This is a genomic window from Pseudomonas sp. NPDC088885 (assembly GCF_044750025.1).
Lineage (GTDB): Bacteria > Pseudomonadota > Gammaproteobacteria > Pseudomonadales > Pseudomonadaceae > Aquipseudomonas > Aquipseudomonas rustica.
In genome coordinates this window covers 366,993-392,889 of record NZ_JBIVJB010000001.1, presented here as the reverse complement: position 1 = coordinate 392,889, position 25,897 = coordinate 366,993, and the positions used below count along the sequence as shown (strand labels likewise).

The 25,897-nt window shown below is 58.3% G+C and carries 24 protein-coding genes; 10 read left to right on the top strand and 14 right to left on the bottom strand.

The genetic code is table 11. The features are described from left to right. The first annotated feature begins 66 nt into the window (after nucleotides 1–66). Both ACIP1X_RS01540 and speB read left to right on the top strand, forming a co-directional pair. Nucleotides 67–1,158 carry a polyamine ABC transporter substrate-binding protein gene (locus tag ACIP1X_RS01540; protein ID WP_400748642.1) on the top strand — a complete coding sequence of 364 codons (1,092 nt, stop codon included), beginning with the start codon at nucleotides 67–69 and terminating at the stop codon, nucleotides 1,156–1,158. A gap of 22 nt (nucleotides 1,159–1,180) precedes the next feature. Further along, complete coding sequence (gene speB, locus ACIP1X_RS01535; RefSeq protein WP_053119787.1) at nucleotides 1,181–2,140, top strand: agmatinase; 960 nt, start codon at nucleotides 1,181–1,183, stop codon at nucleotides 2,138–2,140. A gap of 128 nt (nucleotides 2,141–2,268) precedes the next feature. Here speB and ACIP1X_RS01530 read toward each other — a convergent pair whose 3' ends face one another. Next, nucleotides 2,269–3,321, bottom strand: coding sequence for an aldo/keto reductase (locus tag ACIP1X_RS01530; protein WP_400748639.1), 1,053 nt, complete (start codon nucleotides 3,319–3,321; stop codon nucleotides 2,269–2,271). Nucleotides 3,322–3,603: 282 nt separating this feature from the next. Between ACIP1X_RS01530 and zapE the strand changes: the two genes are divergently transcribed. The 3 genes from zapE to ACIP1X_RS01515 all read left to right on the top strand — a co-directional run bounded on the left by zapE (nucleotide 3,604) and on the right by ACIP1X_RS01515 (nucleotide 5,996). Beyond that, a complete protein-coding gene (zapE, locus tag ACIP1X_RS01525; RefSeq protein ID WP_400748636.1) occupies nucleotides 3,604–4,722 on the top strand; it encodes a cell division protein ZapE in 1,119 nt (372 codons plus the stop codon). A 17-nt stretch (nucleotides 4,723–4,739) separates the two neighbouring features. Further along, entirely contained in the window at nucleotides 4,740–5,321 is a 582-nt protein-coding gene (locus ACIP1X_RS01520) for a DinB family protein (protein WP_400748634.1), read from the top strand. A 177-nt stretch (nucleotides 5,322–5,498) separates the two neighbouring features. After that, nucleotides 5,499–5,996 (top strand): GNAT family N-acetyltransferase, encoded by a 498-nt coding sequence (locus tag ACIP1X_RS01515; RefSeq protein WP_053119792.1) that lies wholly within the window; start codon nucleotides 5,499–5,501, stop codon nucleotides 5,994–5,996. Between the two features lie 76 nt (nucleotides 5,997–6,072). On the opposite strand, the gene ACIP1X_RS01510 is transcribed toward ACIP1X_RS01515, so the two are convergent. Beyond that, nucleotides 6,073–6,282 (bottom strand): hypothetical protein, encoded by a 210-nt coding sequence (locus ACIP1X_RS01510; protein ID WP_053119794.1) that lies wholly within the window; start codon nucleotides 6,280–6,282, stop codon nucleotides 6,073–6,075. 279 nt (nucleotides 6,283–6,561) lie between these two features. Beyond that, nucleotides 6,562–8,808, bottom strand: a complete 2,247-nt coding sequence (locus ACIP1X_RS01505; RefSeq protein ID WP_400748632.1) for a TonB-dependent siderophore receptor — start codon at nucleotides 8,806–8,808, stop codon at nucleotides 6,562–6,564. On the opposite strand from ACIP1X_RS01505, the gene ACIP1X_RS01500 reads away from it, so the two are divergent. After that, nucleotides 8,783–9,025 (top strand): hypothetical protein, encoded by a 243-nt coding sequence (locus ACIP1X_RS01500; protein WP_400748629.1) that lies wholly within the window; start codon nucleotides 8,783–8,785, stop codon nucleotides 9,023–9,025. The two genes, ACIP1X_RS01505 and ACIP1X_RS01500, sit on opposite strands and share 26 nt — an antisense overlap. Before the next feature lie 27 nt (nucleotides 9,026–9,052). Here the strand turns inward: ACIP1X_RS01500 and ACIP1X_RS01495 are convergent, their stop codons facing one another. Both ACIP1X_RS01495 and ACIP1X_RS01490 read right to left on the bottom strand, forming a co-directional pair. Further along, on the bottom strand, nucleotides 9,053–10,804 hold the full coding sequence (locus tag ACIP1X_RS01495) for a phosphoethanolamine transferase CptA (RefSeq protein ID WP_400748627.1): 1,752 nt from the start codon (nucleotides 10,802–10,804) through the stop codon (nucleotides 9,053–9,055). Between the two features lie 208 nt (nucleotides 10,805–11,012). Beyond that, a complete protein-coding gene (locus ACIP1X_RS01490; protein ID WP_212549414.1) occupies nucleotides 11,013–11,195 on the bottom strand; it encodes a DUF6026 family protein in 183 nt (60 codons plus the stop codon). Nucleotides 11,196–11,469: 274 nt separating this feature from the next. On the opposite strand from ACIP1X_RS01490, the gene gnd reads away from it, so the two are divergent. The 3 genes from gnd to ACIP1X_RS01475 are packed head-to-tail and all read left to right on the top strand — an operon-like array spanning nucleotide 11,470 to nucleotide 14,785. Further along, nucleotides 11,470–12,450, top strand: coding sequence for a phosphogluconate dehydrogenase (NAD(+)-dependent, decarboxylating) (gnd, locus tag ACIP1X_RS01485; RefSeq protein WP_400748624.1), 981 nt, complete (start codon nucleotides 11,470–11,472; stop codon nucleotides 12,448–12,450). Continuing rightward, a complete protein-coding gene (zwf, locus tag ACIP1X_RS01480) occupies nucleotides 12,447–13,970 on the top strand; it encodes a glucose-6-phosphate dehydrogenase (RefSeq protein WP_400748622.1) in 1,524 nt (507 codons plus the stop codon). Before gnd ends, zwf begins: the two co-directional genes overlap by 4 nt. After that, nucleotides 13,967–14,785: an HAD family hydrolase gene (locus ACIP1X_RS01475; RefSeq protein WP_400748619.1), complete on the top strand. Its 819-nt coding sequence runs from the start codon at nucleotides 13,967–13,969 to the stop codon at nucleotides 14,783–14,785. The genes zwf and ACIP1X_RS01475 overlap by 4 nt, the downstream gene beginning before the upstream one ends. Nucleotides 14,786–14,885: 100 nt before the next feature. On the opposite strand, the gene nhaB is transcribed toward ACIP1X_RS01475, so the two are convergent. From nhaB to ACIP1X_RS01460, 3 genes are all read right to left on the bottom strand, one after another. Beyond that, entirely contained in the window at nucleotides 14,886–16,388 is a 1,503-nt protein-coding gene (gene nhaB / locus ACIP1X_RS01470) for a sodium/proton antiporter NhaB (RefSeq protein ID WP_400748616.1), read from the bottom strand. Nucleotides 16,389–16,621: 233 nt separating this feature from the next. After that, entirely contained in the window at nucleotides 16,622–17,911 is a 1,290-nt protein-coding gene (locus tag ACIP1X_RS01465) for a hypothetical protein (protein ID WP_400748614.1), read from the bottom strand. 283 nt (nucleotides 17,912–18,194) lie between these two features. Beyond that, nucleotides 18,195–18,461 (bottom strand): hypothetical protein, encoded by a 267-nt coding sequence (locus ACIP1X_RS01460; RefSeq protein WP_053119811.1) that lies wholly within the window; start codon nucleotides 18,459–18,461, stop codon nucleotides 18,195–18,197. 345 nt (nucleotides 18,462–18,806) lie between these two features. On the opposite strand from ACIP1X_RS01460, the gene ACIP1X_RS01455 reads away from it, so the two are divergent. Next, the gene (locus ACIP1X_RS01455) at nucleotides 18,807–20,132 is read left to right on the top strand and encodes a sigma 54-interacting transcriptional regulator (protein WP_400748611.1); all 1,326 of its coding nucleotides are present in this window, start codon (nucleotides 18,807–18,809) and stop codon (nucleotides 20,130–20,132) included. Between the two features lie 391 nt (nucleotides 20,133–20,523). Here the strand turns inward: ACIP1X_RS01455 and ACIP1X_RS01450 are convergent, their stop codons facing one another. From ACIP1X_RS01450 to ACIP1X_RS01425, 6 genes are all read right to left on the bottom strand, one after another. Continuing rightward, the gene (locus ACIP1X_RS01450) at nucleotides 20,524–21,840 is read right to left on the bottom strand and encodes a transporter (RefSeq protein WP_053119816.1); all 1,317 of its coding nucleotides are present in this window, start codon (nucleotides 21,838–21,840) and stop codon (nucleotides 20,524–20,526) included. Nucleotides 21,841–21,885: 45 nt separating this feature from the next. Continuing rightward, complete coding sequence (locus tag ACIP1X_RS01445; RefSeq protein WP_159811364.1) at nucleotides 21,886–22,695, bottom strand: hypothetical protein; 810 nt, start codon at nucleotides 22,693–22,695, stop codon at nucleotides 21,886–21,888. 45 nt (nucleotides 22,696–22,740) lie between these two features. Then, on the bottom strand, nucleotides 22,741–23,421 hold the full coding sequence (locus tag ACIP1X_RS01440) for a C39 family peptidase (protein WP_053119820.1): 681 nt from the start codon (nucleotides 23,419–23,421) through the stop codon (nucleotides 22,741–22,743). 64 nt (nucleotides 23,422–23,485) lie between these two features. Then, a complete protein-coding gene (locus tag ACIP1X_RS01435) occupies nucleotides 23,486–24,496 on the bottom strand; it encodes a hypothetical protein (protein ID WP_053119822.1) in 1,011 nt (336 codons plus the stop codon). A 73-nt stretch (nucleotides 24,497–24,569) separates the two neighbouring features. Continuing rightward, nucleotides 24,570–25,139, bottom strand: a complete 570-nt coding sequence (locus ACIP1X_RS01430; protein WP_400748606.1) for an adhesin — start codon at nucleotides 25,137–25,139, stop codon at nucleotides 24,570–24,572. A 1-nt stretch (nucleotide 25,140) separates the two neighbouring features. Beyond that, a complete protein-coding gene (locus tag ACIP1X_RS01425) occupies nucleotides 25,141–25,590 on the bottom strand; it encodes a hypothetical protein (protein WP_159811362.1) in 450 nt (149 codons plus the stop codon). Nucleotides 25,591–25,897 lie beyond the last annotated feature (307 nt).

The window sequence follows — 25,897 nt, the reverse complement described above, 5'->3', positions numbered from 1 at the left end:
TCAGGTATTTTTCTAATGTATCCGACGGCGCACGCTGCAACCACTTCCCTCGGTCAGGTGTGCGTCATGGCTCCCATGTTCAAGCTGTGTTTCCCCGCGTTGCTGTTTACCGTTGTCAGCATGGCTCAAGCCGAGGACAAGACCCTCAACCTCTACAGTTGGGCCGATTACGTGCCGCCGCAGACGCTGCAGCGTTTCGAGAAAGAGACCGGTATTCATGTGCGTTACGACACGTTCGATACCTCGGAAGTGCTCGAGACCAAATTGCTCACCGGCGGCAGCGGTTATGACGTGGTGGTGCCGTCGTCCAGCGTGCTGGCCCGTGGATTGGCCGCGGGGGCGCTGAAGGAAATTCCTCACGAAGGGCTCAAGGGCTACGCCAATCTCGATGCGGATTTGTTGACGAAACTGGCGGCCGTTGACCCCGGCAATCGTTATGCCGTGCCGTACACCTGGGGCACGCTGGGGTTGGGCATGAACGTCGAAGCGGTGAAAAAACGTTTGCCGGACGTGCCGTTGAACAGCCTCGATTTGCTGTTCAAACCGGAATACGCCAGCAAGCTCAAAGACTGCGGCATCGCGATTCTTGATTCGCCGCAGGAAGTCATCGGCCTCGCGCTGCACTACCTCGGCAAAGATCCGTACAGCACCGACAAAACTGATCTGGCCGCTGCCGAAGCGCTGCTGCAAAAACTGCAACCGTCCGTGCTCTACGTCGCCACGGGTCGGCAGATCAGCGATCTGGCCAACGGCACGGTCTGTCTCGCGCTGACCTACAACGGTGACGCGAGCATGGCGGCGGATCAGGCGCACAAGGCCAACAAGCCGTTCGAAGTCGCTTACCGCATTCCCAAGGAGGGCACGTTGATCTGGCAAGACAACCTGGCCATCCCCAAGGACGCGCCACACCCTGAAGCTGCGCGGGCGTTCATCGAATTCATGCTGCGGCCTGACTCGGTCGCCGAGCTGACCAACACGCTGTTTTTTGCCACCGCCAACCAGGCAGCGACGCCGCTGGTGGATGAAGCGGTGCGCAACGATCCGGACATTTATCCGCCGGCCAATGTGCGCGAGCTGCTTTACGCCGACCGCAGCATGAGCCTCAAGGACATGCGTCAGCGCACGCGTCTGTGGACCACTTTCCGTAGCCACCAGTAACGATAAAAAAAGGAGCACTCCGATGGACGTGCCGATGCTCAACGACCAAGCCCTGACGCGCGACAGCCTGTATGGCACCTCTGCCGAAAGCACTTACGCCGGTATCACCAGTTTCATGCGCCGGCGTTACAGCCGTGATCTGCGCGGTGTTGATGTGGCGGTCAGCGGTGTGCCGTTCGACACCGCCACCAGCAACCGCCCGGGCGCACGTTTCGGGCCGCGCGGGATTCGTGCGGCGTCGACCGGGATTGCCTGGGAACGCCACTGGCCATGGACGTTCGACCCGTTCGATCATCTGGCAGTGGTCGATTACGGTGACTGCGATTTCGATTACGGCTCGCCGCACAGCATCCCGGAAAGCATCGAGGCCCACGCCGAGCAGATTCTTGAATCCGGCGCGGCCATGCTCACTTTCGGCGGCGACCATTTCGTCAGCTATCCGCTGCTCAAGGCCCATGCGCGCAAGCACGGCACGCTGTCGCTGATCCACTTCGATGCGCACAGCGACACTTGGCCGGACGAGGAGGGCAAACGCGTCGATCACGGCACCATGTTCTGGCACGCCGCGAAGGAAGGTCTGGTGGATCCGGCGCGTTCGGTGCAGATCGGTTTGCGCACCACCAATGACGACAACATGGGTTTTCAGGTGCTTGATGCGCGGCAAGTGCATCGGCGCGGTTGCGAGGCGATTGTCGAAGCGATCCGCGCGCGGGTCGGCGATAACCCGGTGTACCTGACGTTCGATATCGACTGCCTTGATCCGGCGTTTGCGCCTGGCACGGGTACGCCGGTGTGCGGCGGTTTGAGCACGGTGCAGGCACTGGAGATTCTTGGCGGTTTGCGCGGGATCAATCTGGTGGGCATGGACGTCGTCGAAGTGGCCCCGGCCTACGATCACGCCGAAGTCACTTCACTGGCCGCCGCCACACTGGCCATGGAAATGCTTTGCCTCTACGCCGCCAAGCACAAAGTCGACCTCTAACCGCGGTGGACCTTTGTAGGAGCAGAGCTTGCTCGCGAAAGCGGCGTATCAGTCGATGCATGAGTTGACTGAACCACCGCCTTCGCGAGCAAGCTCTGCTCCTACAAGGGTGTGTCGCGTTGCGGGTGTCAGGCCACTGGAATGATTGGCCGATCCAGCGTCTCCGGCCCGGTGTAGCGGGGTGCTGAACTGGCAATCGTCTCGAACGGCACGCCCGCCGGCACGCTACTCACACCCTCCAGCCTCGCCAGTTGTTCATCGCTCAGTTGCACCGCTAGCGCCCCCAACGTCGCATCCAGTTGTTCACGGGTACGCGAACCCAGAATCGGGATCAGCGCCGTGGTCGAGCGCTTGGCTTTTTCGCGCAGCCAGGCAATCGCAATGTGAGTGGGGCTAGCGCCGATCTCGCTGGCAACCGCAAGCAAGGCATCGAGCAAAGTCGTTTCCCGTGCGCTTTTTTCCGCATGCACCAGCATGCCGAGTTTGGCCGCGCGGTTGTTGTCATCGTTGCCGCGATACTTGCCGGTGAGGAAGCCGCCGCCCAATGGCGACCAGAGAGTTGCGGCCAGTCCGAGTGCTTCGGCCATCGGCAGTAATTCCCGTTCGGCGGTGCGTTCGGCGAGGCTGTACTCGACTTGAATCGCAGCAATCGGCGCGAACCCGCGCACCTCTGCCAGCACGTCGGCGCGAGCGATGCGCCAGGCCGGGAAGTTCGACAAACCGGCGTAGTGAATCTTGCCGGCGCGCACCAGATCATCGAACCCGCGCAGGATCTCTTCCATCGGCGTCACGCCATCGCTGATGTGCGCCCAGAACAGATCGATGTGATCGGTCTTCAAGCGCTTCAGGCTTTCTTCGACGGCACGCACCATGTTTTTGCGGCTGTTGCCGGTGTGGGAAATACCGGCCGCCGGCGTGGTGCCCATGCTGTATTTGGTGGCGATGACCAGTCGATCGCGTTCCGGGGCGATGAACTCACTGAGCATCGATTCCGATTGCCCACCCTGATAACCATTGGCGGTGTCGATGAAATTACCGCCGGCCTCGAGGTAACCGTCGAACATGCGTTTGGCTTCGTCACGCTCTGCGCCATGCCCCCAACCGGTGCCAAAGTTGCCGGCGCCCAGCGCCAGTTCCGATACGCGCAAGCCGGTTTTACGGCCAAAAACCTTGTAGTGCATGGCAATGCTCCCGATCCGATTCAGTAAGATTACGGTTGAAATATGGCGCCAATATGATGTTGGTAATATTCTTCTGTCAAGACACACTCCGCTCAACGGTACCCTCGTATTTGTAGGAGCCGAGCTTGCTCGCGAAGGCGGTGGATCAGTCAATTCATGCGTCGACTGATACGCCGCCTTCGCGAGCAAGCTCGGCTCCTACAGGGTTTTGCGGTGTTCTCAAGCCTGGTTGGCTAACGGCGATGAGTCCGTTTTTAAGGCCGTCGTGGCATACTCCCGCGCATGACTTTCGATTCCCCCCTCAGCGCCTGGCAACACGCCATCGAGCACAAGGGCTTCATCCAGGATGAAGCTCAGGAGCACGCCGTCTGGGCGTTGCAAAAATGCCACGAAGCTCTGCACGCCGGGGCCCGTTCGGTCACTGGCGTTTATTTGTGGGGCCCGGTCGGGCGGGGCAAAACGTGGCTGATGGATCAGTTCTATCAAAGCCTGCGCGTGCCGGCGCGGCGGCAACATTTCCATCACTTCATGGGCTGGGTGCATCAGCGTTCGTTCCAATTGACCGGCATCGCCGACCCGTTGCGCGCGCTGGCCAAGGAACTGGCAGCCGAAGTGCGGGTGCTGTGCTTCGACGAACTGTTCGTCAACGACATTGGTGACGCGATCATTCTCGGTCGGCTATTTCAGGTGATGTTCGACGAAGGCGTGGTGGTGGTTTGCACGTCCAATCTGCCGCCGGATGATCTGTACGCCGATGGCTTCAACCGTGACCGCTTCACGCCGGCAATCGCTTCGATCAAGGCGCACATGCAGGTGGTGCCGGTGAACGGCGCCGAAGACCATCGTCTGCACCCCGGCACCGGGCTGCAGCGTTACTTCGTCGCCACGCCGGAGCAGGGCAGCGCGCTGGATGAGGTGTTTCAAACGCTGAACGCCGGGCAACCCGCCAGCGCTGAGCCTGTGTCGGTCGGCCACCGCGTGTTGAACGTGGTGCAGGCCAGTGCGACGGTGCTCTGGTGTCGCTACGCCGATCTCTGCGAGCAACCGTTCGCCGCCATGGATTTCATCGCGCTGTGTGATGCCTATCAGTCTATTCTGTTGAGCGAGGTGCCCAACCTCAGCGCGCAGAAACGCGAAGGGCGCATTGCCCGTGGCACCGAGGACAACGCCGAGCGCGTGGCGGCGGGGGATCGCGAGTTGCCGCAGTTGTCGGTGCATGACGACGGTGTACGGCGCTTCATCGCCCTGGTCGACGAGTGCTACGACCGCAAGGTGCCGCTGTACATTGAGGCGCAAGTGCCGATGGATGCGCTGTACACCGAGGGTTATCTGGAATTCCCGTTCCGTCGCACCCTCAGCCGTTTGCAGGAGATGCAATTGCAGCGCTTTGCCGAAGCGTGAGTGAAGAGGGCGCCAACATGACCCAGCCGCTTTCCCATCATTTGCTGACCATGGCCTATCAAAATGCCTGGGCCAACCATCGTCTGGCCAAGGCCTGGATGCAGCTCGATGGCGCGGATCTCGTCGCGCCGCGCATCAGTTTTTTCCCCAGTATTCGTCTGACCCTCCATCACATCCTCACTTGCGACTGGTTCTATGTCGACGCGCTGGAACGCGAGTTGCGCGGGGCCGAGCCGCACCCGGATTGTTACGTTTTTTTCAATCAGGACGAGCCGTTTACCGAGGCAGCGTCCCTGCGCGAGGAACAGGCGCATGTGGATCGCCGGCTGATCGCCTATTGCGAGCAGATGCGCGATGCCGATCTGGGCCGAATCGTCACCATCGCCCGCGACACGCCGCAACATGACAGCCGTTTGCGCATGCTTTCGCATCTGTTTGAACATCAGATTCATCATCGTGGGCAGGTGCACGCAATGCTCAGCGCCACCTCGGTGAAGCCGCCGCAACTGGATGAGTTTTTCTGCGCGGGAGAGGCCGGGTTGCGGGCTGAAGACTTCGCCGAACTCGGCTGGACGGAAGAGCTGATTTGGGGGCATTGATTTTTCAAAAGCAAAAGATCGCAGCCTTCGGCAGCTCCTACAGGGGAATGGGGTCCATGTAGGAGCTGCCGAAGGCTGCGATCTTTTGATCTTGTCGACAACACCGTGCTCGCGCTAAGGTCAGGCAGCCTATCAGTGCGCACTTTGCGCGCCGGGGTTGTGTGTTTGGGGATGGAAATGGATTCCGCAGAAATTCTTGTACTTCAGGCCAGTTACACCAATCCAGTGCATGCCGAGGCCATCGGCGTGGTGCTCAACAACTATGCAGAAGATCCCATGGGCGGCGGTCATCCGATTGCCCCCGAGCTGCTGCAACGCCTGCCGGAAGAGCTGGCCCGGCGACCGCATGCGTTCAGCGTGCTGGCGTTCGTTGGCGGTGAGCCGGCCGGTTTGGTGAACTGCTTTGAAGGCTTTTCGACGTTCGCCTGCCGACCGCTGGTCAATGTTCACGATGTGGCGGTGGTGAACAAGTTTCGCGGTCTCGGCTTAAGCCAGAAGATGCTGCGCAAGGTCGAGGACATCGCCCGCCAGCGTGGCTGCTGCAAGATCACCCTTGAAGTGCTCGAAGGCAACGATATCGCCCAGGGCTCTTACCGCAAATTCGGTTTTGCCCCGGGGATGTTCAACCCGGAGCACGGCCGCATGCTGTTCTGGATCAAGGATTTGCAGGCATAAAAAAAGGCGCCCCAACAGGGCGCCCAACTGTCATCTGCGGTGACCGGAGCACAGTCCTCGCAGGTCCATCGGTGATTCAGTTGCGATAAGACTCGGTCACTTGGGCCGTCTGGTCGTCGGGAACCCGCAGTTCTTTGGTCTTGGCGTCGCTCACCTGTTCGCTTTGCGCGTGGTGAACGGGAAAGTTGTTGAAGTAGTAGCGCATGCGTTCGGCGCCCCCTTCGGCAAAAGCGCTGGCAGAGCCAAGGGCTAGCAGCCCGGCAAGCATTACAGTCGTGGTTTTCATGGTGCCTCCTACTGAACAAGTCGGAGCCGTTCGTCCATGAAGCAGAACTCGAAAGCGAGTGTGTTCCTTACGAATTAACTCGGGGTTAACACCCTAATACTTGTGGCGAGGGGATTTATCTGTGGCGAGGGGATTTATCCCCGCTGGCCTGCGCAGCAGGCCCCTGCTTTTTCAGATCAAAAGCGGGGCCGCTGCGCGCCCCAACGGGGATAAATCCCCTCGCCACAGATAAATCCCCTCACCACCGATAAACCCTGCACTACTCGGATAGGGGAGGGACTAAAGCTTCCAGTCCAGACTCAGCGTCACCGTGCGCGGATCACCCCAGAACACGCCGTTGTAGAAGCCGACATTGTCGTAATACTTCTCGTCAAACAGGTTGTCGACGTTCAGCGACGCCGACACGTGCTCGTCGAATTGATAACGCGACATCAGCTTGACCACGGTGTAAGCACCTTGATGAATCTTGGTGTTCTCTGTAATGAAATCACCATTCGCCTCACGCCCCACCGGTCGATCAGCGTAGTCGAACATCGCACTCTGCCAATTCACCGCACCGCCCACCGTCAGTGCCTGCCAATCACCCGGCAAACGATACGCCGTCGACACGCGCAGCATGTTCAACGGCGAACTGGTATTGGTGCGCTGTTTGTCGCCGTTAACCGAGTGGGTATAGGTGTAACCGGCCGTCATGTTCCAGCCCGTCATCACTTCGCCCGACACTTCCGCCTCAAAACCGTTGACCTTGTTGCCCTTGCCGCCAGACTTATAAAACTCTTCGCCGCTAGCCGGATCCGGTGGGACCGAATCGTCGAGTTCGGCCACGTTGTCCTGCTTGCTCCAGAACACCGCTGTCGCGACGTTCAGGCGTTCTTCCAGCAGGCTGCCCTTGAGGCCGACTTCGTAGTTACTGCCCACCACCGGATCCAGGTAGTTGCGGCTGCTGTCGCGGTAACTCTGCGGTTTGAAAATATCGGTGTAACTGGCGTAGACGGTGTATTCCGGCGTCAGGTCGTAGAGCAGACCGGCATACGGCGTCCAGATGTCGTTCTGGCGCTGAGTGGTGCTGTCGACACTGGTCAGTTGCAGGTTCTCGTCATAGTAACGATCGTCCTTTTTGCCTTCCCAACTGCCATAGCGGCTGCCGATCACCGCGTGCAGTTCATCGGTCAGGCTCAGGCGCGTGGCGATGTAGCCGGCCTTCTGGCGGGTGCTGCTGCGCGAGCCGGTGCGGCCGGTAACGGTGTCGGAGAACTTGGCGATATCGCCCATGTATTTCCAGTCACGAATGCTGTCATAACCCTCAGGCACCGCGCCCGCGACGATGGACGGGGAATACGAACGGTGATTCGCCTCGCCATAACCGAGCATCATTTCGTGCTCACGGCCGAGCAGGCTGTACGGCCCGGACAGATTGAAGTCGTACACATTCATTTTCTGGTTCCCGAGCATATGGCCCCGGTAGGCGTACATGCCGCTGCGATCGGCTTCCGGGAACCCGGTGCCGCCGTAATAAACCTTGCCGTCGACATCGCTGTCGCGGTGGGTATAGGCGGCTTTCAGGTGCCAGCCACCGGCCAGATGCTGATCCAGCGTGGCGAACGCGGTTTTATCGCGCAGCGGCCACGAACTCCATGACGTCGCCATGTTGGTCGAACGACCGAGCCCGGCCTTCGTGCCATCGGCATTCCAGTACGGCAGGGTGCCCCAGGAGGTGCCCTGAACCTGTTTGTCCTGATAGTCATAACCCACTGCCAACACGGTGGAGTCAGTCAGATCCGCCTCAAGAATGCCGTAGCCGACTTCACGTTGCAGGGCGTAGCTGTCGCGGAACGACTGGCTGTCGCGATACGCCAGCACCGTGCGCCCGCGTAAACGACCATCGAATGCCAACGGGCCGCCAACGTCGACGTAGCTGTAGTAATCGTCATAACTGCCGCCGCTGACCCCGGCCAGCGCCTGCCATTGAGCCGTCGGGCGTTTGCGCACCATGTTGATCGTCGCCGAAGGGTCGCCAGCGCCCGTGGTCAGGCCGGTAGCGCCGCGTACCACTTCGATGCGGTCGTAGATAATGGTGTCGGCATCGGTCTTCATCCGGTCGAAGGTGTTGAGCATCCCGTCGATCTGGAAATTGTTGATCGAGTAGCCGCGCGACGAATAACCGACCCGATCCGAATCGTTGTGCTGCACGACGATACCCGTGGTCTGGCTCATGGCTTCGGACAAGGTACCGAGTTTGAAATCGTCCATTTGCTGACGGGTGACCACGGACACGGATTGCGGGGTCTCCTTGATCGACAGGTTCAGTCGGGTCGCGGTGCTCATGGCGCCGGTGGTGTAGGCATCGGTGTTTTCGGTGGTGGTGCCCAAACCTTGGGCGGTAACGTTGGTCGACGCCAGTTCGAGCGCCGTTGAGGCTGGCTCTGGCTTTTTTTCAACGTCTGTTTCGGCCAGCAAGTCAGGGCTCAGTGCAACACCGCAGAGGCCGAGGGTGAGGGTCATGGAACGGGTGATAGGCGCGAACATCGCAGCCGACTCCTTGTCTTCGAGGGGAAATATCCTTTGGTTCAAAGACGAAGAGAGCGGATGCGATTTAGTAACAAACAAGAAATATTGTTATTTGAAGATGTTTCAAAACCCGGTAGGAGCTGCCGAAGGCTGCGATCTTTTGGCTTTATTTTTAAAAGACAAGATCAAAAGATCGCAGCCTTCGGCAGTTCCTACAGGGGAATGGTGGGCATGAAAAAGGGGCCTTTTAGGCCCCTTTTCGTTAATGCTGTTGCGCCACTTCGGGTGGTGCCTCTGCAGGTTTTTTCGGCTTCATCAGACTGAAGTCGATCAAGGCACGTTGCTGCTTCTCATACGGGTTGCCGATCAACAACGGACGCGGCTTGAAGCTGTCACTCACCAGGCTCTTGCTGCGATCCAGTTCATCGGAACTCAAACCGGCCAGATCCGCCCAGGTGTGAATCAGGTGCGAACTGCTGTACGGCCGATCGAGATCGCCGGCGAAATTCCAGTCATGGTTTTCACGCCACTTTGGCGATGCCCACGCCATGAACGGAATGGTGTACATCGGCGCGGTCGGTTTGTTCTCGTTACGGCCCAGCGTGGTGTGGCCGACCGAGTCGAACACGTCTTCACCGTGGTCGGAGAGGTACAGCAGGAAGCCGTTCGGATCGGACTTGGCGTAGTCCTTGATCAGGCTCGACACCACAAAGTCGTTGTACAACACGGCGTTGTCGTAGCTGTTGTAAGTCGGCACCTGATCGTCACGCACGCCGGCCGGTACGCCGGTGCGATCCTGGAACTTGTCGAAGCTCGGTGGATAACGGTACTGGTAGCTCATGTGCGTGCCGAGCAAATGCACGACGATCAACTTGCGCGGTGCCGGATCGGTCAGGGCCTTGTTGAACGGCTCGATCACGTCGCCGTCGTACTGCGCGGCGTTCTGGTTGCGGTTGTTGTTCAGGTACACCTGCTCGTCGGCCTGTTCGGAAAAGGTCGTAAGCATGGTGTTGCGCTTGGTCATGGTCTGCTGGTTGGTGATCCAGAAGGTCTTGTAACCGGCCTGTTTCATCATGCTGACCAGCGACGGCGTCGACAGGTACAGATCCGGATTCTCTTCATCAGCGAAGGTCAGCACTTGCTGCAAGGCTTCGATGGTGTAAGGGCGCGGGGTGATGACATTGTCGAACACCGCGAGCTGATCTTTGAGCTTGTCCAGTTCCGGCGTGGTCTTGCGCGGGTAACCATAAAGGCTCATGCGCTGACGGTTGGTCGACTCGCCGATAACCAACACCAGAGTCGCTGGCTGATTGGCAGACGCGTCCTGGAGGTTTTTCAGCGGCGGAATCTTGCTCGCGCTGTGCAGCATGTCCTGCATGTCGGCCAGGGTGTTGACGTAGCGGTGATAGGCCACCGCCATCTGCCACGGCACGGCCGGCTCGATGCGCGTTTCGAACTTTTCGAAGCCTTCAGTAAAGCTGCCGGTGCGCATGGTTTGCTTGATCAGCGGGTAGCCAGCCACTGCAATCACGATCGCGGCGGCAGCCACGTAGGCACGGCCACGCGGCATGTACACCGGGCGTAGACGCGTCCACAGGAAGTAGGCGAACAGAGTGTGAGCAAGGAACGCCGGCACCATCCACCAGGCAAAGTACTGGGTCATGTACTCGCCCGCTTCAGAAATGTTCGACTCGAACATGATGAAGATGACGCTTTGCGAGAATTCTTGCTGATAGATGAAAAAGTAACCGAGGCTGGCCATCGAGCAGGCCCACAGCACCACGCCGATCACGGCGGCAATCAGTTTCGTGCGCTTGGGGAACAGCAGCATCGGCGCCAGCCAGATGGCGCTCATCACAAACGCCTGACGGAAACCGGTGAAGCCTGAAGTGCCGGTCAACTGGATCAGCAGTTGGGTAATACCCGAGAAGTACCAGAAGAAAACGAACAGCCAGAGAAAACCGGCCCAGTCAAAACCTGTCGCAGTCGTTTTGCTGCGTTTGAACAATGCCATTCAGCACTCCAGCTCTGTTTCACAACCACCGCCGGAACGCTTCATGAAACGAGAGCATGAAACCGACGAACGGAGGCCGAACGCGAACGCCCGGCCAGAATGCGCCGGAGTATGGGCAAGGCAATGTGAAAACTTTGTTAGTTGCGAGTTACAACAGGAGGTGAATCATGTCGGGAACGACACAGGCCGTTCCCGAAAGAGGCGGGGATCAAGCGTTGGGCGCGCGAAGGACAACCGGCAGCGGCTTGGACGCGGGACCCTGAGTCAGCGCGCGCAGTTGCGCCAGCTCCTGTTTCAATTGGTCGCGCTCGTCTTTCAACTGGCGCAATTCATCGCGACGGATTGTCACGTACAGGGTTTGTGGCGGCATTGCTGTGTGTACTGTGCCCATTGCTCACCTCGCAAATGGCGTGTCTCAACTGTAAACCACCCCCGTTTTGGGGCAGTGACTTACTATCGGCGCCAATTTTGATTTCTTTTACCTGTGAATGGAACTTTTTTATTTTTCATGGTCGGTGTGTCTTTGCCACGTTTCGGGGCGTTATCAGTCTGGATCGGGCACAATGCCCGGAAACTTCATCGCAACGCTCTGGACTAACCTCCTATCAGTCGCGTTGGGCTATAACCAATGACACACATTTATTTGTAGTAAGGAGCATCAGCACATGCAACTCGGGATTATTGGACTGGGCCGCATGGGCGGCAATATTGCGCGGCGTCTGATGCTCAACGGTCACACCACCGTTGTTTACGACCGCAATACCGCTTTCATCGACAACCTGGTCGCCGAGGGCTCCACGGGCGTCGCCGACTTGCCGGCGCTGGTTGCCGGTCTGGCCAAACCGCGTGCGGTCTGGGTCATGCTGCCGGCCGGCGCGCCGACCGAAGACACCATCAACACCCTGAGCACACTGCTGGAGGCCGGCGACACCATCATCGACGGCGGCAACACCAACTATAAGGATGATATTCGCCGGGCCAAGACCCTGAACGAGAAGGGCCTGCACTACATCGACGTCGGTACCTCGGGCGGCGTCTGGGGCCTGGAGCGCGGCTATTGCATGATGATCGGCGGCGACGCTGAAACCGTGCAGCGCCTCGACCCACTGTTCGCTGCACTGGCGCCGGGCATGGGTGACATCCCGCGCACCAAGGATCGCAAGTCCGATGATCAACGTGCCGAACACGGCTACATCCATGCCGGTCCTGCCGGTGCCGGGCACTTCGTGAAGATGATTCACAACGGCATCGAGTACGGCATGATGGCCGCGTTCGCTGAGGGCTTCGACATCCTCAAGACCAAATCCAGCGAGCGTCTGCCGGAAGATCAGCGTTTTGATCTGAACGTGGCTGACATCGCTGAAGTGTGGCGTCGTGGCAGCGTGGTGTCCTCGTGGTTGCTCGATCTGACGGCTGATGCGCTGGCCAGCGATCCGAAACTCGACGGCTTCTCCGGTTCGGTAGCGGACAGCGGCGAAGGTCAATGGACCATCGAAGCGGCCATGGAACAAGCGGTGCCGGTACCGGTGCTGTCCAACTCGCTGTTCTCGCGCTACCGCTCACGCGGTCAGGGTACATTTGGCGACAAGATTCTTTCGGCCCAACGCTTCGGCTTCGGCGGCCATGTGGAGACACCGAAGAAATGAGTCATACGATCCGCAAGAAATCCAAGGCAGAACCCGCTCCACCGACCACGCTGTTCCTGTTCGGTGCCCACGGCGACCTGGTCAAGCGCTTGCTGATGCCGGCGCTGTACAACCTCAGTCGCGACGGCCTGCTTGACGAGAACCTGCGGATCGTCGGCGTTGACCACAACGCCATTACCGATGAGGCCTTCGCGCAAAAGCTCGAAGACTTCATCCGTACCGAAGTGGCGGCGAAGGTCGGCAAGGGCGATCAGATGCTTGATCCGGCCTTGTGGGCCAAGCTCGCCAAAGGTATCAGCTACGTCCAGGGCGACTTCCTGGACGACAGCACCTATTCCGCGCTGGCGGCGAAAATCGCCGACAGCGGCACTGGCAATGCGGTGTTCTATCTGGCCACCGCGCCACGTTTCTTCAGTGAAGTGGTGCGCCGACTGGGCAGCGCCGGTTTGCTGGAGGAAACTCCAGAAGCGTTCAGAAGGGTGGTGATCGAGAAGCCGTTCGGCTCCGATTTGCACACCGCTGAAGCGCTCAACGCCTGTTTGCTCAAGGTGATGTCCGAGAAGCAGATTTATCGGATTGACCATTACCTGGGCAAGGAAACCGTGCAGAACATTCTGGTCAGCCGGTTTTCCAACAGCCTGTTCGAAGCGTTCTGGAACAACCATTACATCGACCACGTGCAGATCACCGCGGCGGAAACCGTCGGTGTTGAAACCCGTGGCAGTTTTTACGAACACACCGGTGCCCTGCGCGACATGGTGCCCAATCACCTGTTCCAGTTGCTGGCCATGGTCGCCATGGAACCGCCGGCCGCGTTCGGCGCCGATGCGGTGCGTGGCGAAAAGGCCAAGGTAGTCGGCGCGATTCGTCCGTGGACGACTGAAGAGGCGCGCGCGAATTCGGTTCGCGGTCAGTACAGTGCCGGTGAAGTCGACGGCAAAGCCCTGAACGGTTATCGCCAAGAGCCCAACGTTTCGCCAGACAGCACCACGGAAACCTACGTGGCGCTGAAAGTCATGATCGATAACTGGCGCTGGGTCGGCGTGCCGTTCTATCTGCGCACCGGCAAACGCATGAGCGTGCGCGACACCGAGATCGTCATCTGCTTCAAACCGGCGCCTTATGCGCAGTTCCGTGACACCGAAGTCGACGAGTTGCAGCCGACTTACCTGCGCATCCAGATCCAGCCCAACGAAGGCATGTGGTTCGACCTGCTGGCCAAACGGCCGGGGCCGGCGCTGAACATGGCCAACATCGAGTTGGGGTTTGCCTACAAGGATTTCTTCGAGATGCAGCCGTCGACGGGTTACGAAACCCTGATCTACGACTGCCTGACCGGCGATCAGACGCTGTTCCAGCGCGCCGACAACATCGAGAACGGCTGGCGCGCCGTGCAACCGTTCCTCGATGCCTGGCAACAGGACGCGAGCGTGCAGACTTATGCTGCCGGTGACGATGGCCCGCAAGCCGCCGAAGACTTGCTGACTCGCGATGGTCGCGTCTGGCATGGCCTCGGATGAGTGACCTGCCGAAACAACCCATCCGTTTTCTGCTCAGTGACATGGACGGCACGCTGTTGCTGCCCGATCACACGCTGAGCCAGCGCACCATTGATGCGGTTCGTGCCTTGCGTGAGGCGGGCGTGTTGTTCAGCCTCGCCACCGGGCGTCCACCGAAAGCCATGTTGCAGCAGATCGAAGCCTTGGGCGTTGATCTGCCGACGGCGGCATTCAATGGCGGCACCATCGTCAATCCGGACGGCAGTTTGCTGGCCGCGCATTATTTGCCGGCCACCACCGCGCTGATTGCACTGGCGACGTTCGCCGATCAGCCGGACGTGGAAATCTGGGTGTTCAGCGGCGGCGACTGGCTGCTGAAGGATCCGCACGGGCCGATGGTGCCGCGCGAGCAGCATGGCCTCGGCTATCCGCCGGTGGTGGTTGAGAGTTTCGAGCCGTATCTGGAGCGCATCGATAAGATCGTCGCGACCAGCAACAACACTGAACTGCTGATCGAATTGGAAGCTCGCTTGATTCCAAAAGTCAACGGCATGGCGCAAGTCTCGCGCTCGCAACCGGTGTACCTCGACGTGACCGCGCTGGAAGCCAACAAAGGCACCGCACTGACGACGATTGCCGAGCACCTGGGCATCCCGCTGGAACAGACCGCCGCGATCGGTGACGGCGGCAACGACCCGGCGATGTTCCATTGCGCCGGATTATCGATTGCCATGGGCCAGGCTGAGGACGCGGTAAAGCGCCAAGCCGACGTAGTCACCGCCCCCAACACCGAAGACGGCGTCGCCCAAGCTATCGAAAAATACATCCTCCAGTAACACCCGTAGGAGCTGCCGAAGGCTGCGATCTTTTGATCTTGTTTTTATGCAGCAAGATCAACAGATCGCAGCCTTCGGCAGCTCCTACATGAGGTTGTTGTCAGAGCCAGTAGCTCACGGCGTACCAGCCCAGCAGGCCCATCACGAAGGTGTATGGCAGCGCCATCCACACCATCCGCCCGTACGACAAGCGCACCAGCGGGGCAATCGCTGAGGTCAGCAGAAACAGAAATGCTGCCTGACCATTCGGCGTCGCCACGCTCGGCAGGTTGGTGCCGGTGTTGATCGCAATCGCCAAGGTCTCGAAGTGCTCGCGGCTCATGTGCCCAGCGAGGAAGGCCTGTTTCACTTCGGTGATGTAAATGGTCGCGACAAACACGTTGTCACTGATCGCCGACAACACGCCGTTGGCGATAAACAGCATCCCCGGTTGTTGCTCGACCGGCAGGGCCAGCACCCACTGAATCAGCGGCGCAAACAATTGCTGATCATGAATCACCGCCACCACCGCAAAAAACACCACCAGCAATGCGGTAAACGGCATCGCGTCCTTGAACGCGCTACCGAGACGATGCTCATCGGTGATCCCGGTAAACGCCGTGATCAGCACGATCACCATCAGTCCAATCAGGCCGACTTCGGCGACGTGAAACGCCAGGCAACCAATCAAAATCAGTGCCGCCGCACCTTGCACCAGCAAAGCGGCGCGTTGACGAGGGGTACGCTCGGCATCGTCTTCGGCGGCGTAATCGGCCAGCACAGCGCGCACGTTGTCCGGCAGCAGCGTGCCGTAGCCGAACCAACGCAGTTTCTCCAGCAGCACGCAGGTCACCAGACCGGCCGCCAATACCGGCAACGACACCGGCGCGACCTTGCTGAAAAACTCGCCAAAGTGCCAACCCATTTCATGGCCGATCAACAGGTTTTGCGGCTCACCGACCAGCGTGCAGACACCGCCCAGCGCCGTGCCGACCGCGCCGTGCATCAACAGGCTGCGCAGAAACGCGCGGAATTGTTCGAGATCGTCGTGATGCAGTTTCGGCAAATGTTGGTCGTCGCCAAACTCGCTGTCCTGACGCGGATCGTTGCCCGAGGCAACGCGGTGATACACCGAATAGAAACCGACCGCCGCACTGATGATCACAGCCGTAACGGTCAAAGCATCAAGGAACGCCGACAGGAACGCCGAGAGAAAGCAGAACATCAACGCCAGCGCCGCTTTCGAGCGAACCCCCAGCAACAGCCGCGAGAACAAATACAGCAGCAGATCCTTCATAAAGTAGATGCCCGCCACCATAAACATCAGCAGCAGAATCACCGGGAAGTTGTGCACCAGTTCATCATAGAGAGCCTGCGGCGTGGTCATCTTCAGCAGCAGCGCTTCGATCAGCAGCAGGCCGCCCGGCATCAGTGGATAGCACTTGAGCGCCATGGCCAGGGTGAAAATGAACTCGATCACCAGCAACCAACCGGCAGCGACCGGGCCTGCGGTGAACAGCACTACAGCATTGAGGATCAGGAATCCGACGATGGTCGCCTTATACCAACGTGGCGAATGCCCGAGAAAATTTTGCGCGAACGCCTGGGCCATTGAACCGGACATCGGTTGCTCCTTGTCTTAAGAAGCGCGCAAGTTGCCGCATGTGTCGAGCAAGTTCAAGTTGTTAATGACTTGGCCCGGCCTTCCTTTGTAGGAGCTGTCGAGTGAAACGAGGCTGCGATCTTTTGACTTTGCAAGATGAAGAACAAGATCAAAAGATCGCAGCCTCGTTTCACTCGACAGCTCCTACAGGTCAACAGGTCAACGGGTCAACGGGTCAACAGGCCAACAGCCCGTTATGGGTTGAGGTAGCGCGCGACCATTGCCCGGTAGTTGCCATCCAGTGAATAACCGCCGACCAGAATCCCGCCATCGGCTTGCAGGGCCAGTGAGTTGGCGGTGTCGAGGCTGCGTCCCAGCCGTGTGCGCAGCCAGCCGCAGCCATCGCCGAAACTTGGGTCGAGGTTGCCGTCAGCCAAATAGCGCGCGACGATAAAATCCGCTTCAACGCCGCCGATGGTCGCGCCGACTGCGATCATGCGACCGTCCGCCATGCGTTGCGCGGCGCTCCACTGGCAGCCGCTCGGGCCGATTTCCAACAGCTGCGCAAGCCCGTCATGACTGTGCAGATCCGGGCGGCCGTTATGGTGCAGCGACAATGCCACGCAGCGAATCGGATCACGGCTGCTGCCGAAACAATGCAGGTGTTCCGCCGATTCAATCACCTGGCTGACCTGCGCGCTTCGCCCCTGAGCCTTGAACGCCATAAAGCCGTCCACCGCAAAACGTTCATCCAGACTGCCGTCGGGCAGATAGCGCGCGAGCAGGCCCTCCTGCGGAAAGTCGATCGAACCGGCCACCACGATCCGCCCGTCCTCCTGCAACAGCAGGCTGCTGAGCCAGGTATTGAGCAACAGATGGCGGATCATCACAAAGCCGCGACCGTTGAACGTGTCGTCGAGACTGCCGTCGGGTTTGAGGCGAATCAGCATTCCGGCGTGATCGGCCAGTTCGAAATGGTGGTTGGCGATCAGCAGGATGTGCCCGTCATCCTGCACAGCGAAGTCGCAGGCTTCGGCCCCGGGCACGCCCGGCGGTAGCCAGGTATCGCGCGAGCCCATGGACAGATTGCCCGGCAGGCGCACGACTTGCCGGCCATTGTCGCCGAAGGTCGGGTCTGGCTGGCCGTGGGCGTCGAAGCAGGCGAAGGCGGGAAGGGTTTGATGGGCGCTTTCATAATGCAGGCCGGCGAGCAGGATTCGGCCGTCCGGCAGCGCCAGCACCTTGCTGGCAGCGGCCTCGAAACCGGCGGCGAACTCGCCGATGACGCTGCCCTGATGGCCGAACCCAAGATCGGCAGAACCATCGGCCAGCAATCGCGCCAGGCCAAACCGGCTGCCATGAGCGGTGCCGATTTTTGCGGCGACCAATACACGACCTTGCTGATCAAGTGCCACGCCTTGCGTCATGCTCGACAGGCTGCCGGCGAAATAAACCTGCGCCACGCCGGTCGCAGCGAATGTCTGATCAAGATGTCCGACTTTATTTATGGGGGGTGCCAGCGCAAAAGCATTCGAGCTGAACATGCACGCATCTCCTTGCGAGTTGACCATAACCCGGGAGCCGGGTGGGTAACTGCATGAGCGGAACATTCAATCCCTGATAACAAAGAAGCACAACGGTAAGAACTAACAGGCGGAGGGTCGCACTGTGCCGAAACAGTGTCTTTTTGAACCAATTGCAAGCCTGCCAAGCAGTTATGCCTGGTTTCGTTGCTGAACGTTGTAAAAAGTGCGCGGGGTGAAAACTAGACGGCAACTAACCAAGAAGAGGGCGGATGACATTGAAGTCATCCGCAATGCACTCTGCTCAGTGCGGCATCGACCACGATTGCAGCTCGTAACCTTCTTCGCTCAATTGTGCGCGAGCTTGCTGCAAGACCAATTCAAGTTGTGCCGGATCCGAATAGTCACTGCTGGAAATCTGTTTGCGACCAATGTGATTGTTGGTGCGGTCGATGACGGTCAGGCTGACTTCGCCATTGCCGTCTTGTGGGGCCCAAGCCACGCACTGGAACGGTTTGAACGCGTGGTTGGCAATCAAAAGAGCTTCGTTGATACGGAGCGGGGCGGTCATGGGGTCTTCTCTCTGTCGTGCCCAATCAAGTGATGTGCCGTCGGTTGGGCTTACCGTTCGGCTGGTTACTTGTACTGATGCACGCAACCCGGTGACAGGTCACACCTGAAACAAAGAAATTTCAACTTTCTTTCATATACTCAGTTTGTCGACAGCTATTGAAAGCTGGCTGAAAGATTCAAAGTCGATAGCTGACTAACAACTTCGCTTCTTATAACTGGTTCGCTTGTATGCCTATAAGCAATCGATACAAGGCGCTGTCAAAATCTTGCTAATGTTACAGCCAGGTCTGCCAAATGACTGTTTTTACAATCATTTCTTATAATTTGGCGCCAAGGAACAGTCATGAGCGAAGCGCCTGCATTAAGACGTTTATTGGTCGTCGATCCTTGCGACGATTGTCATCGCCTGTTGCCCGGTTTACGTGCGATAGGCTGGGATGTCGACAGCTGTACTTTGGAAAACGCCGCTGACCGCAGTTGTGATGTTGGGTTGCTGCGATTGCAACCGTTTCACCTCGAACGCCCCGAAGCCGTCAAAGAACTGATCAGCCGCAGCGGTACTGAATGGATCGCCGTGCTGAATCAGGAAGTCCTGCGTTTACAGAACGTTGGCGACTTCGTTTGCGAATGGTTTTTCGATTTTCATACCTTGCCGTTCGACGTCTCGCGGGTGCAGGTCACCCTTGGTCGCGCGTTCGGCATGGCGCGTCTACGCGGGCAGGGCACGATCCACGTCGATCAACCAGAGCATGAGTTGCTCGGTGACAGTCGACCGATTCGTGAACTGCGCAAATTGCTCAGCAAACTGGCGCCGACTGAGTCGCCGGTACTGATCCGTGGCGAAAGCGGCACCGGCAAAGAATTGGTGGCGCGCACCCTGCATCGCCAATCGCAGCGTCACAGCAAACCTTTTGTAGCGATCAACTGCGGGGCGATCCCTGAACATTTGATCCAGTCAGAATTGTTTGGCCATGAGAAGGGCGCGTTTACGGGCGCTCATCAACGCAAGATCGGGCGCATCGAAGCGGCCAACGGTGGCACGCTGTTTCTTGATGAAATCGGCGATCTGCCGCTGGAACTGCAAGCCAATCTGCTGCGTTTTCTCCAGGAAAAACACATTGAACGAGTCGGGGGCAGTCAGCCGATCCCCGTCGATGTTCGGGTATTGGCTGCGACCCACGTTGATCTGGAGTCGGCCATCGAGAAAAAACGTTTCCGTGAGGATTTGTATTACCGGCTGAATGTGCTGCAAGTGGTCACCGCGCCGTTGCGCGAACGCCATGGCGATCTGTCGATGCTGGCCAACCACTTCTCGCATTTCTACAGCCACGAAACCGGTCGCCGGCCGCGCAGTTTCAGTGAGGACGCGCTGATTGCGATGGGCAAACACGACTGGCCGGGCAATGTGCGCGAACTGGCCAACCGCGTTCGTCGTGGTTTGGTGCTGGCCGAAGGGCGACAGATTGAAGCGCGAGATCTGGGTTTGATCAGCCAGCAGTCGATCGCCACGCCGATGGGCACCCTGGAAGACTATAAAACCCGCGCCGAACGCCAGGCCTTGTGCGATGTATTGAATCGGCACAGCGACAACTTGAGTGTGGCAGCAAAAGTGCTGGGCGTTTCGCGACCTACGTTCTACCGGTTACTGCACAAACATCAAATTCGTTAAATCAAAAGATCGCAGCCTTCTGTAGGAGCCGAGCTTGCTCGCGAAGAGGCCGGTACATTCAACATCAGTATTGAATGTACTGACGCCTTCGCGAGCAAGCTCTGCTCCCACAGAATCATGGCGTACGCGCAGTTTAATTTGCACCGCAAAACAGTGTAGGAGCCGAGCTTGCTCGCGAAGAGGCCGGTACATTCAATATCAATATTGAATGTACTGACGCCTTCGCGAGCAAGCTCTGCTCCTACAGAATCATGGCGTACGCGCAGTTTAATTTGCACCACAAACCAGTGTAGGAGCCGAGCTTGCTCGCGAAGAGGCCGGTACATTCAACATCAATATTGAATGTACTGACGCCTTCGCGAGCAAGCTCTGCTCCTACAGATTTCTGTAGTTAGAAGTAATACGGGAATTTCAGGCTGAAGGAAAAGTCCGGCGCATCTTCGGTCATGCCGATGGACAGGTTAGGCACGATCGTCAAGTTGTCGGTGGCCGCGATGGTCATACCAATGTTGAAGTAACCGGCGTTGGCGTCACTGGAGACAACCGACTCCCAATCGCCGCCATCCTGTTTGATCTTGCTCTTGCGTTGCACCAGGTCGGAGACCGAGAACGACATACTCATCTTCTCGTTCAATGCGAACGCTACACCGGCGCCGATCTGGAAGCTGTCGCCCAGTTGCACTTTACCGCCAATTTTCTCGTTGACCCGTGGACTGATGTCGTCAAACGAATCTTCAAAGTTATGGGTGTAGGACAAGCTACCAAAGAGCACGGCAGGGTCGAAGGTTTTCACCAGCGAGATGCCCGGCGTGATCGACCAGACACCGTTACCGGTCGGCAGGCTGTCAGGCACGAACAGGTTGGTGTTGTCGCCCGGAGCCTGTTTCAGCTTGATCCCGAAAGGATCCTTGCCGGTTGGCGCCTTGACACGCAACGTGACCACCGCATCCGGCAGGTTTGGCGATTCGTCGAGGAATTTGTACGCCACGCCGACGTTGACATCGCCAAGGGTCGGATCCTGAGTGACATCCTGTTCACTGAGGGCGCCCGATGCGCCGCCTTGCGCACCGCCGGACTGGTAAGTCGAGTCGCGGTAAATGACTGGAGCGTTGATATCGAACTGCCAACGGTTGTTGTAGTTGTAGCGTGCCGTCAGGTCGAGGGTCCAGGTATCAGCCTTGATCCGGTCAAGGTTGATGCTGCCGAGAAAGATCGAATCCAGCGCCAGGAAGCCATTGAGCGCCAGTTGACGAGTGTCGTAACGCGAATAGGTGATACCGGTTTCAACGCTGAAACGACCGCCACCGAAGAAGCCGCTGGCCTCGTCGTAAAGGTTGGATACCGATTGCGCGGGTTGCGAATCATCGGCCAGTGATTGGCCATAAGAACTGCCCGTGCCCCCTCCGGCTGCGCCCCCCGACGCGGCTGCTGCACCAGTCCCTGTTGCGGCCGCCACTTTTTGAGTTCTGAGGTCGGCCGGCGATTTCACCAGGCGTTTGGGTTGCGGCGCAGCGGGTTGGTCTTCGACCTGGCGGACACGTTGTTCAAGGACCGCCAGGGCTTTTTGTTGCACTTCGTATCGTTGCTTGAGTTCCATCAGTTCTTGTTTTAGCGCTTCTACATCGGCGTCAGGTGCAGCTTGCAACATTGCCGCCGGGAGAAGCGTACTCAGACATACAGCAGCACGCAGTGATACTGATCGATACATGAAAAAGCCGTCCCTTTAAGCCCAATGATCGAGACTCAGCGTAGTTCAATATCCTATGTTGCGTAGGGCCCTGAGTTGAGTCAGGTTGCAATCCAGTGCGCCGGCACTCATGCCGTTATTGTTCAACACAACGTTGAGTTGAGTCATGTTATTGACCACGTTCGAACTGCCCAGCAAACGGGTGTTCTGCAGCAGTCCGCTCTGGGCAACCTGTTGCAGGGCGGTGCCCTGATTGCCGCTGGCCTGAATTGCCATTTGCACGCCACCGCCGGTAGCGGAAACCGCGACATTGCCGGCGGCGTTGCTGCCGGTGATGGTCTGGCCTGCAATCAAAGCCTGGCCTTGGGAAGGCGTAATGGCGGGGGCCTGGCTGGCTTCTTTGACGTTGATCGCAACATTGTTGTAAGCGGTATTGTCATCACCGGCTGCGCGCACGCTTTGCGTTACGCCCTGGCTGGTATTCAAGGCTGCGCCACCAATGATGGTGCCGGTGCCTTGTTGTTGGGCCGGTTGGGTCGTTGGGGCGGCGCCGCCATTGTTGGCGCTGGCGACGGCGTTCTGCGCCGAATTGACGATATTGCCCGCCTCTTTGATGGTCGAAACATAGAATTCGGGTTTGATCGTGGATTGCTGGATCTGCATCGAGGCGGCTGCACCGATCAGATCGCCGCTGGCGTTGCGCCAGGTACTGCTCATAACAATGCCGAAGCTGATAATCCGCCCCGGCATGACATACCGACCACGCAGCTCAGAGAGCTCCTGATCTTTTATTTCGATGGGTGTGAATCCTGCATTGGCATAGCCTGACGCACTCGCGGCCAGGCAGGCGGCGGCCAGCCAGTATGAGGTTTTCATCTGCTGCTCCCGGGACATCCAGTCCCATTTTTTTATAAGCGGCGATTAAAAGAAGTCGCTCTGAATGAATCCGAAGTCCATCAATTCAGCATCTTTGACAGGGTTGAAGCCATCCAGCTTGTTCTTCGCGGTCAGCGGTACCGGTGGGCTGCGTAGTGCGTTTGCCTTGTCATAACCGGGGCCCACAATGGCGAAGACGATGCCGTTCCAACCTTTGACAAAATCATCATGTTTATAGCGTTTGTGTCCCAGCACCGGGTCTCCGATGTAAACCCAATCCTTATCCGAACGCTGTAGCACGACGAAATGCTTGTAGCCGCGAATTTCCATCAGTACCACCACCGGGATTGTTACTGCGTCGAGCTTCTCCGGTGGAATCTTGTAGCCCCTGGCGCGCATGCCGATACTTTCTATGTAGCGCTTCATGTCGAGCATGGAAAAACCTTGAGTACGGACAAGGTCCTGGTCAGCGTTGACCAGCATGCCTTTGATGATGTGCTCCTCATCGACGTCGAGCCAATAGGCCTGGCGTAACACCGTCGCCAGTGCAGCAGCGCCGCAGCTGAAGTCGGTTTTCTGTTCGACGATGTCGGCAAACTTGCGCTCACGAATGCTCTGCACATCCTTGTAAATGAGTACGCCACCGGGGAGGGCGGCCACTGGCATTTGCGCCGCCTGGCTCAAGCCAGACAGGCAAAGCAAAGCGATAAGGGCAGTTTTACGCATGATCGATACGCCTTGGCGGACTGAAGGAAAAGCCCCGTTGCCGGGGCTTTCAGTTCGATCGCGATTACATGCAGGCTTTGCAACCTGCGGCGATGGACAGCGAGTTGCTTTGTTGGTTGCCAACACCGGCGGCGTTGTTGAAACCAGCGTTGCCGGAGAAGTTGTTGCCAACGTTGCTCAGGGTGGCATTGTTGGTCACAGGGTTTTTCCAGCCATCTGGAGTCATCACTTGTTGAGTGGTTACGCCAGCCAGACCGAAGACACCCACAGCTTCGAAGGTAGCTTTCTGATCTTTGCTACCACCGTTGCCACCGTGGCCACGATCGTCATAGCCGCCACCGCCGTGACCGCTATCGCCTTTGATGGTTGCTTCGCCAACTGCACCGAACGCGCCAAGAGCGGCGACAGTACCGGTGAGGGTAGTGGTTTTGTAGGTTTGAGTGGCGGAGTTGGCCACAGTCAGACCGGTGGAGCTTTGGTTGGCTGCAGCGGCAGCATTCGCTACACGGCCACCCGATACAGCAATTGCCAGGTTGTTTTTCTGTTGGTTAAAGTTGCCGGCACTGTTGTTGATACCAATGTTGCCGGAACCGCCGTTACCCACATTGTTCAAGCTAGCATTGTTAGTCGTCGAGGCGTTAGCCACAGCGTTGTTGTTGTTAACCTGGGTAGCGCTGGAAACAGCAACGGCGGTGCCGAAGATGAAGCTTTCGTCAGCAGTGGCCAGTGCAGCAGCGTTGTCTTGCTGGTTGCCGTCGCCGGCGGTGTTGTTCATGCCCAGGTTGCCGTTGGAACCGTTCGCCGAGTTATCGACAGTGGCATTGTTTTTAGTGCCCTGGTTGCCAACGATGTTGCTATCGCTGTTTTGCGAGTCGAGTACAGCAGCCCCAGCGCCGGCCCCGATTTGCAGAAGCTCTTCGAGAGTAGGGCCTTTTGGTTGATTGTTATGACCACCGTTATTGTGGCCGCCGTTACCATGACCGTGATCGTCATCACGACCGCCTGCCTGTGCTGCGATTGCCATCACTGCTGCAAGTGCGAAAACCAGTGGTTTGAGAGCCATTGTAGGTTTCATGGTGTTTCTCCATCGTGCTTATTAGTTGGTTAAGTGTTGGTACTTTCTAATTGCACAGCTTTTATTGTTTGGGTCAGTCTGCGACCCGGATGCTCAGGGTGTTAGCCATTCGGTTCCCCACCCCGGCACTCTGGTTCACCTGGATTACCCCGCGGCTGCCGGTGAAGGCCTGATCACTCGTCGTGACCTGGCGACTGCCGATTGAGGTACCAGTTGCTCCTGAGCTCGGTAACAACGCCACGTTCTGTTGCGAAAGGGCGCTATCGTCAACGCTCTGCGGGGCAGCACTGATGCTGACGCGCGTAACGTTGGCCATTTGGTTGTTGGCCCCGGCACCCTGGTTCACGCCCAGAATCCCGTTACCATTACTGAAAGAGTTGCCGCCGATGTTCGCGCTGGCATTTGCCGAGCGTTCGGCCGGGGTGTCGATGCGCTGAATCACGCTGGTCGATGCGCTGGCATTGGTGCCGATGGCGATCGCTTTGGTGTTGGTTTGTTGCATCTGGTCGCCGGCGGCCTGGTTAACGTTGTAGTTACCTTTGTATTGGATGCCGGTGTTCTGAATGTCTGCGTTGTTGTTGCTGGAGTCGGCCATGGCGCTGGTGCAGCTGAGCAGGGCCAGAATGAGTAGAGTGCGATTCATCTCATTGGCCTCCAGCCATGCGGGTCAGCGGGGCGAGACCGGTGCTCAGAGAGCGATTGATGGTGTTGGAAATGCTGCCGCCGCTGCCGCCACCGTGACCGGCACTCATACCGGGCAACCCGTTGGGGTTGGTGATGACGTTGGTACCGGGCAGCGCACCGTTCTGATTCATGATGGTGCCGCTGATGGAGGAACCGCTGGCGACGCTGGCAAACTCGCCATCGCTGAGTTCACCGCTGTTCACGGCCTGATTGACGCGTGCCGAAGGGTTGGCGTTGACGGTGGTTGGGTAGGGGTCTTTGCCCCTCTCGCGGCCGATCGAATGAACCTGCACATCGCGATTGAGCACAATCACGCCGTTGCCTTCGGCCTGAGCGTTGAAACTGATGAATGTGCTGGCTGCAGATCCGATCAGCACCAGGCAGGTGAAGCCTTTTTTGATATTCCCCACGGCGGCAATTCCTTCTTCAGTGGGCTGGCCCTAGTCAGCGTTGGGAAGGAGAGAGCGAAAGCTGTGCCGCTTTTTAAAAAAGACGGTTTTTCAATGGTTTATCGGAAAAGTTCGCAGGGCTGAAACACGTGATGTTTCATTGCTGAAACAGTGCTTGGCCAGAAGATCTGTCTGTTCGCTGAACAAAGCTCTGGAACAAGGGTTTGCGGGGATGTGTTTCATCAGCGTAACAAGCGGCATGACAAAACGATGAAGGGCGTTGAAACGGCCACTTTGCACTCGGGCGAGTGTTTCAGAAACGGACACA

Excerpts from the sequence above, each read along its gene's own strand:
- ACIP1X_RS01540 (WP_400748642.1), top strand. The coding sequence starts at position 67 with ATGGCTCCCATGTTCAAGCTGTGTTTCCCCGCGTTGCTGTTTACCGTT.
- speB (WP_053119787.1), top strand. The coding sequence starts at position 1,181 with ATGGACGTGCCGATGCTCAACGACCAAGCCCTGACGCGCGACAGCCTG.
- ACIP1X_RS01530 (WP_400748639.1), bottom strand. The coding sequence starts at position 3,321 with ATGCACTACAAGGTTTTTGGCCGTAAAACCGGCTTGCGCGTATCGGAA.
- zapE (WP_400748636.1), top strand. The coding sequence starts at position 3,604 with ATGACTTTCGATTCCCCCCTCAGCGCCTGGCAACACGCCATCGAGCAC.
- ACIP1X_RS01520 (WP_400748634.1), top strand. The coding sequence starts at position 4,740 with ATGACCCAGCCGCTTTCCCATCATTTGCTGACCATGGCCTATCAAAAT.
- ACIP1X_RS01515 (WP_053119792.1), top strand. The coding sequence starts at position 5,499 with ATGGATTCCGCAGAAATTCTTGTACTTCAGGCCAGTTACACCAATCCA.
- ACIP1X_RS01510 (WP_053119794.1), bottom strand. The coding sequence starts at position 6,282 with ATGAAAACCACGACTGTAATGCTTGCCGGGCTGCTAGCCCTTGGCTCT.
- ACIP1X_RS01500 (WP_400748629.1), top strand. The coding sequence starts at position 8,783 with ATGGAACGGGTGATAGGCGCGAACATCGCAGCCGACTCCTTGTCTTCG.
- ACIP1X_RS01505 (WP_400748632.1), bottom strand. The coding sequence starts at position 8,808 with ATGTTCGCGCCTATCACCCGTTCCATGACCCTCACCCTCGGCCTCTGC.
- ACIP1X_RS01495 (WP_400748627.1), bottom strand. The coding sequence starts at position 10,804 with ATGGCATTGTTCAAACGCAGCAAAACGACTGCGACAGGTTTTGACTGG.
- ACIP1X_RS01490 (WP_212549414.1), bottom strand. The coding sequence starts at position 11,195 with ATGGGCACAGTACACACAGCAATGCCGCCACAAACCCTGTACGTGACA.
- gnd (WP_400748624.1), top strand. The coding sequence starts at position 11,470 with ATGCAACTCGGGATTATTGGACTGGGCCGCATGGGCGGCAATATTGCG.
- zwf (WP_400748622.1), top strand. The coding sequence starts at position 12,447 with ATGAGTCATACGATCCGCAAGAAATCCAAGGCAGAACCCGCTCCACCG.
- ACIP1X_RS01475 (WP_400748619.1), top strand. The coding sequence starts at position 13,967 with ATGAGTGACCTGCCGAAACAACCCATCCGTTTTCTGCTCAGTGACATG.
- nhaB (WP_400748616.1), bottom strand. The coding sequence starts at position 16,388 with ATGTCCGGTTCAATGGCCCAGGCGTTCGCGCAAAATTTTCTCGGGCAT.
- ACIP1X_RS01465 (WP_400748614.1), bottom strand. The coding sequence starts at position 17,911 with ATGTTCAGCTCGAATGCTTTTGCGCTGGCACCCCCCATAAATAAAGTC.
- ACIP1X_RS01460 (WP_053119811.1), bottom strand. The coding sequence starts at position 18,461 with ATGACCGCCCCGCTCCGTATCAACGAAGCTCTTTTGATTGCCAACCAC.
- ACIP1X_RS01455 (WP_400748611.1), top strand. The coding sequence starts at position 18,807 with ATGAGCGAAGCGCCTGCATTAAGACGTTTATTGGTCGTCGATCCTTGC.
- ACIP1X_RS01450 (WP_053119816.1), bottom strand. The coding sequence starts at position 21,840 with ATGTATCGATCAGTATCACTGCGTGCTGCTGTATGTCTGAGTACGCTT.
- ACIP1X_RS01445 (WP_159811364.1), bottom strand. The coding sequence starts at position 22,695 with ATGAAAACCTCATACTGGCTGGCCGCCGCCTGCCTGGCCGCGAGTGCG.
- ACIP1X_RS01440 (WP_053119820.1), bottom strand. The coding sequence starts at position 23,421 with ATGCGTAAAACTGCCCTTATCGCTTTGCTTTGCCTGTCTGGCTTGAGC.
- ACIP1X_RS01435 (WP_053119822.1), bottom strand. The coding sequence starts at position 24,496 with ATGAAACCTACAATGGCTCTCAAACCACTGGTTTTCGCACTTGCAGCA.
- ACIP1X_RS01430 (WP_400748606.1), bottom strand. The coding sequence starts at position 25,139 with ATGAATCGCACTCTACTCATTCTGGCCCTGCTCAGCTGCACCAGCGCC.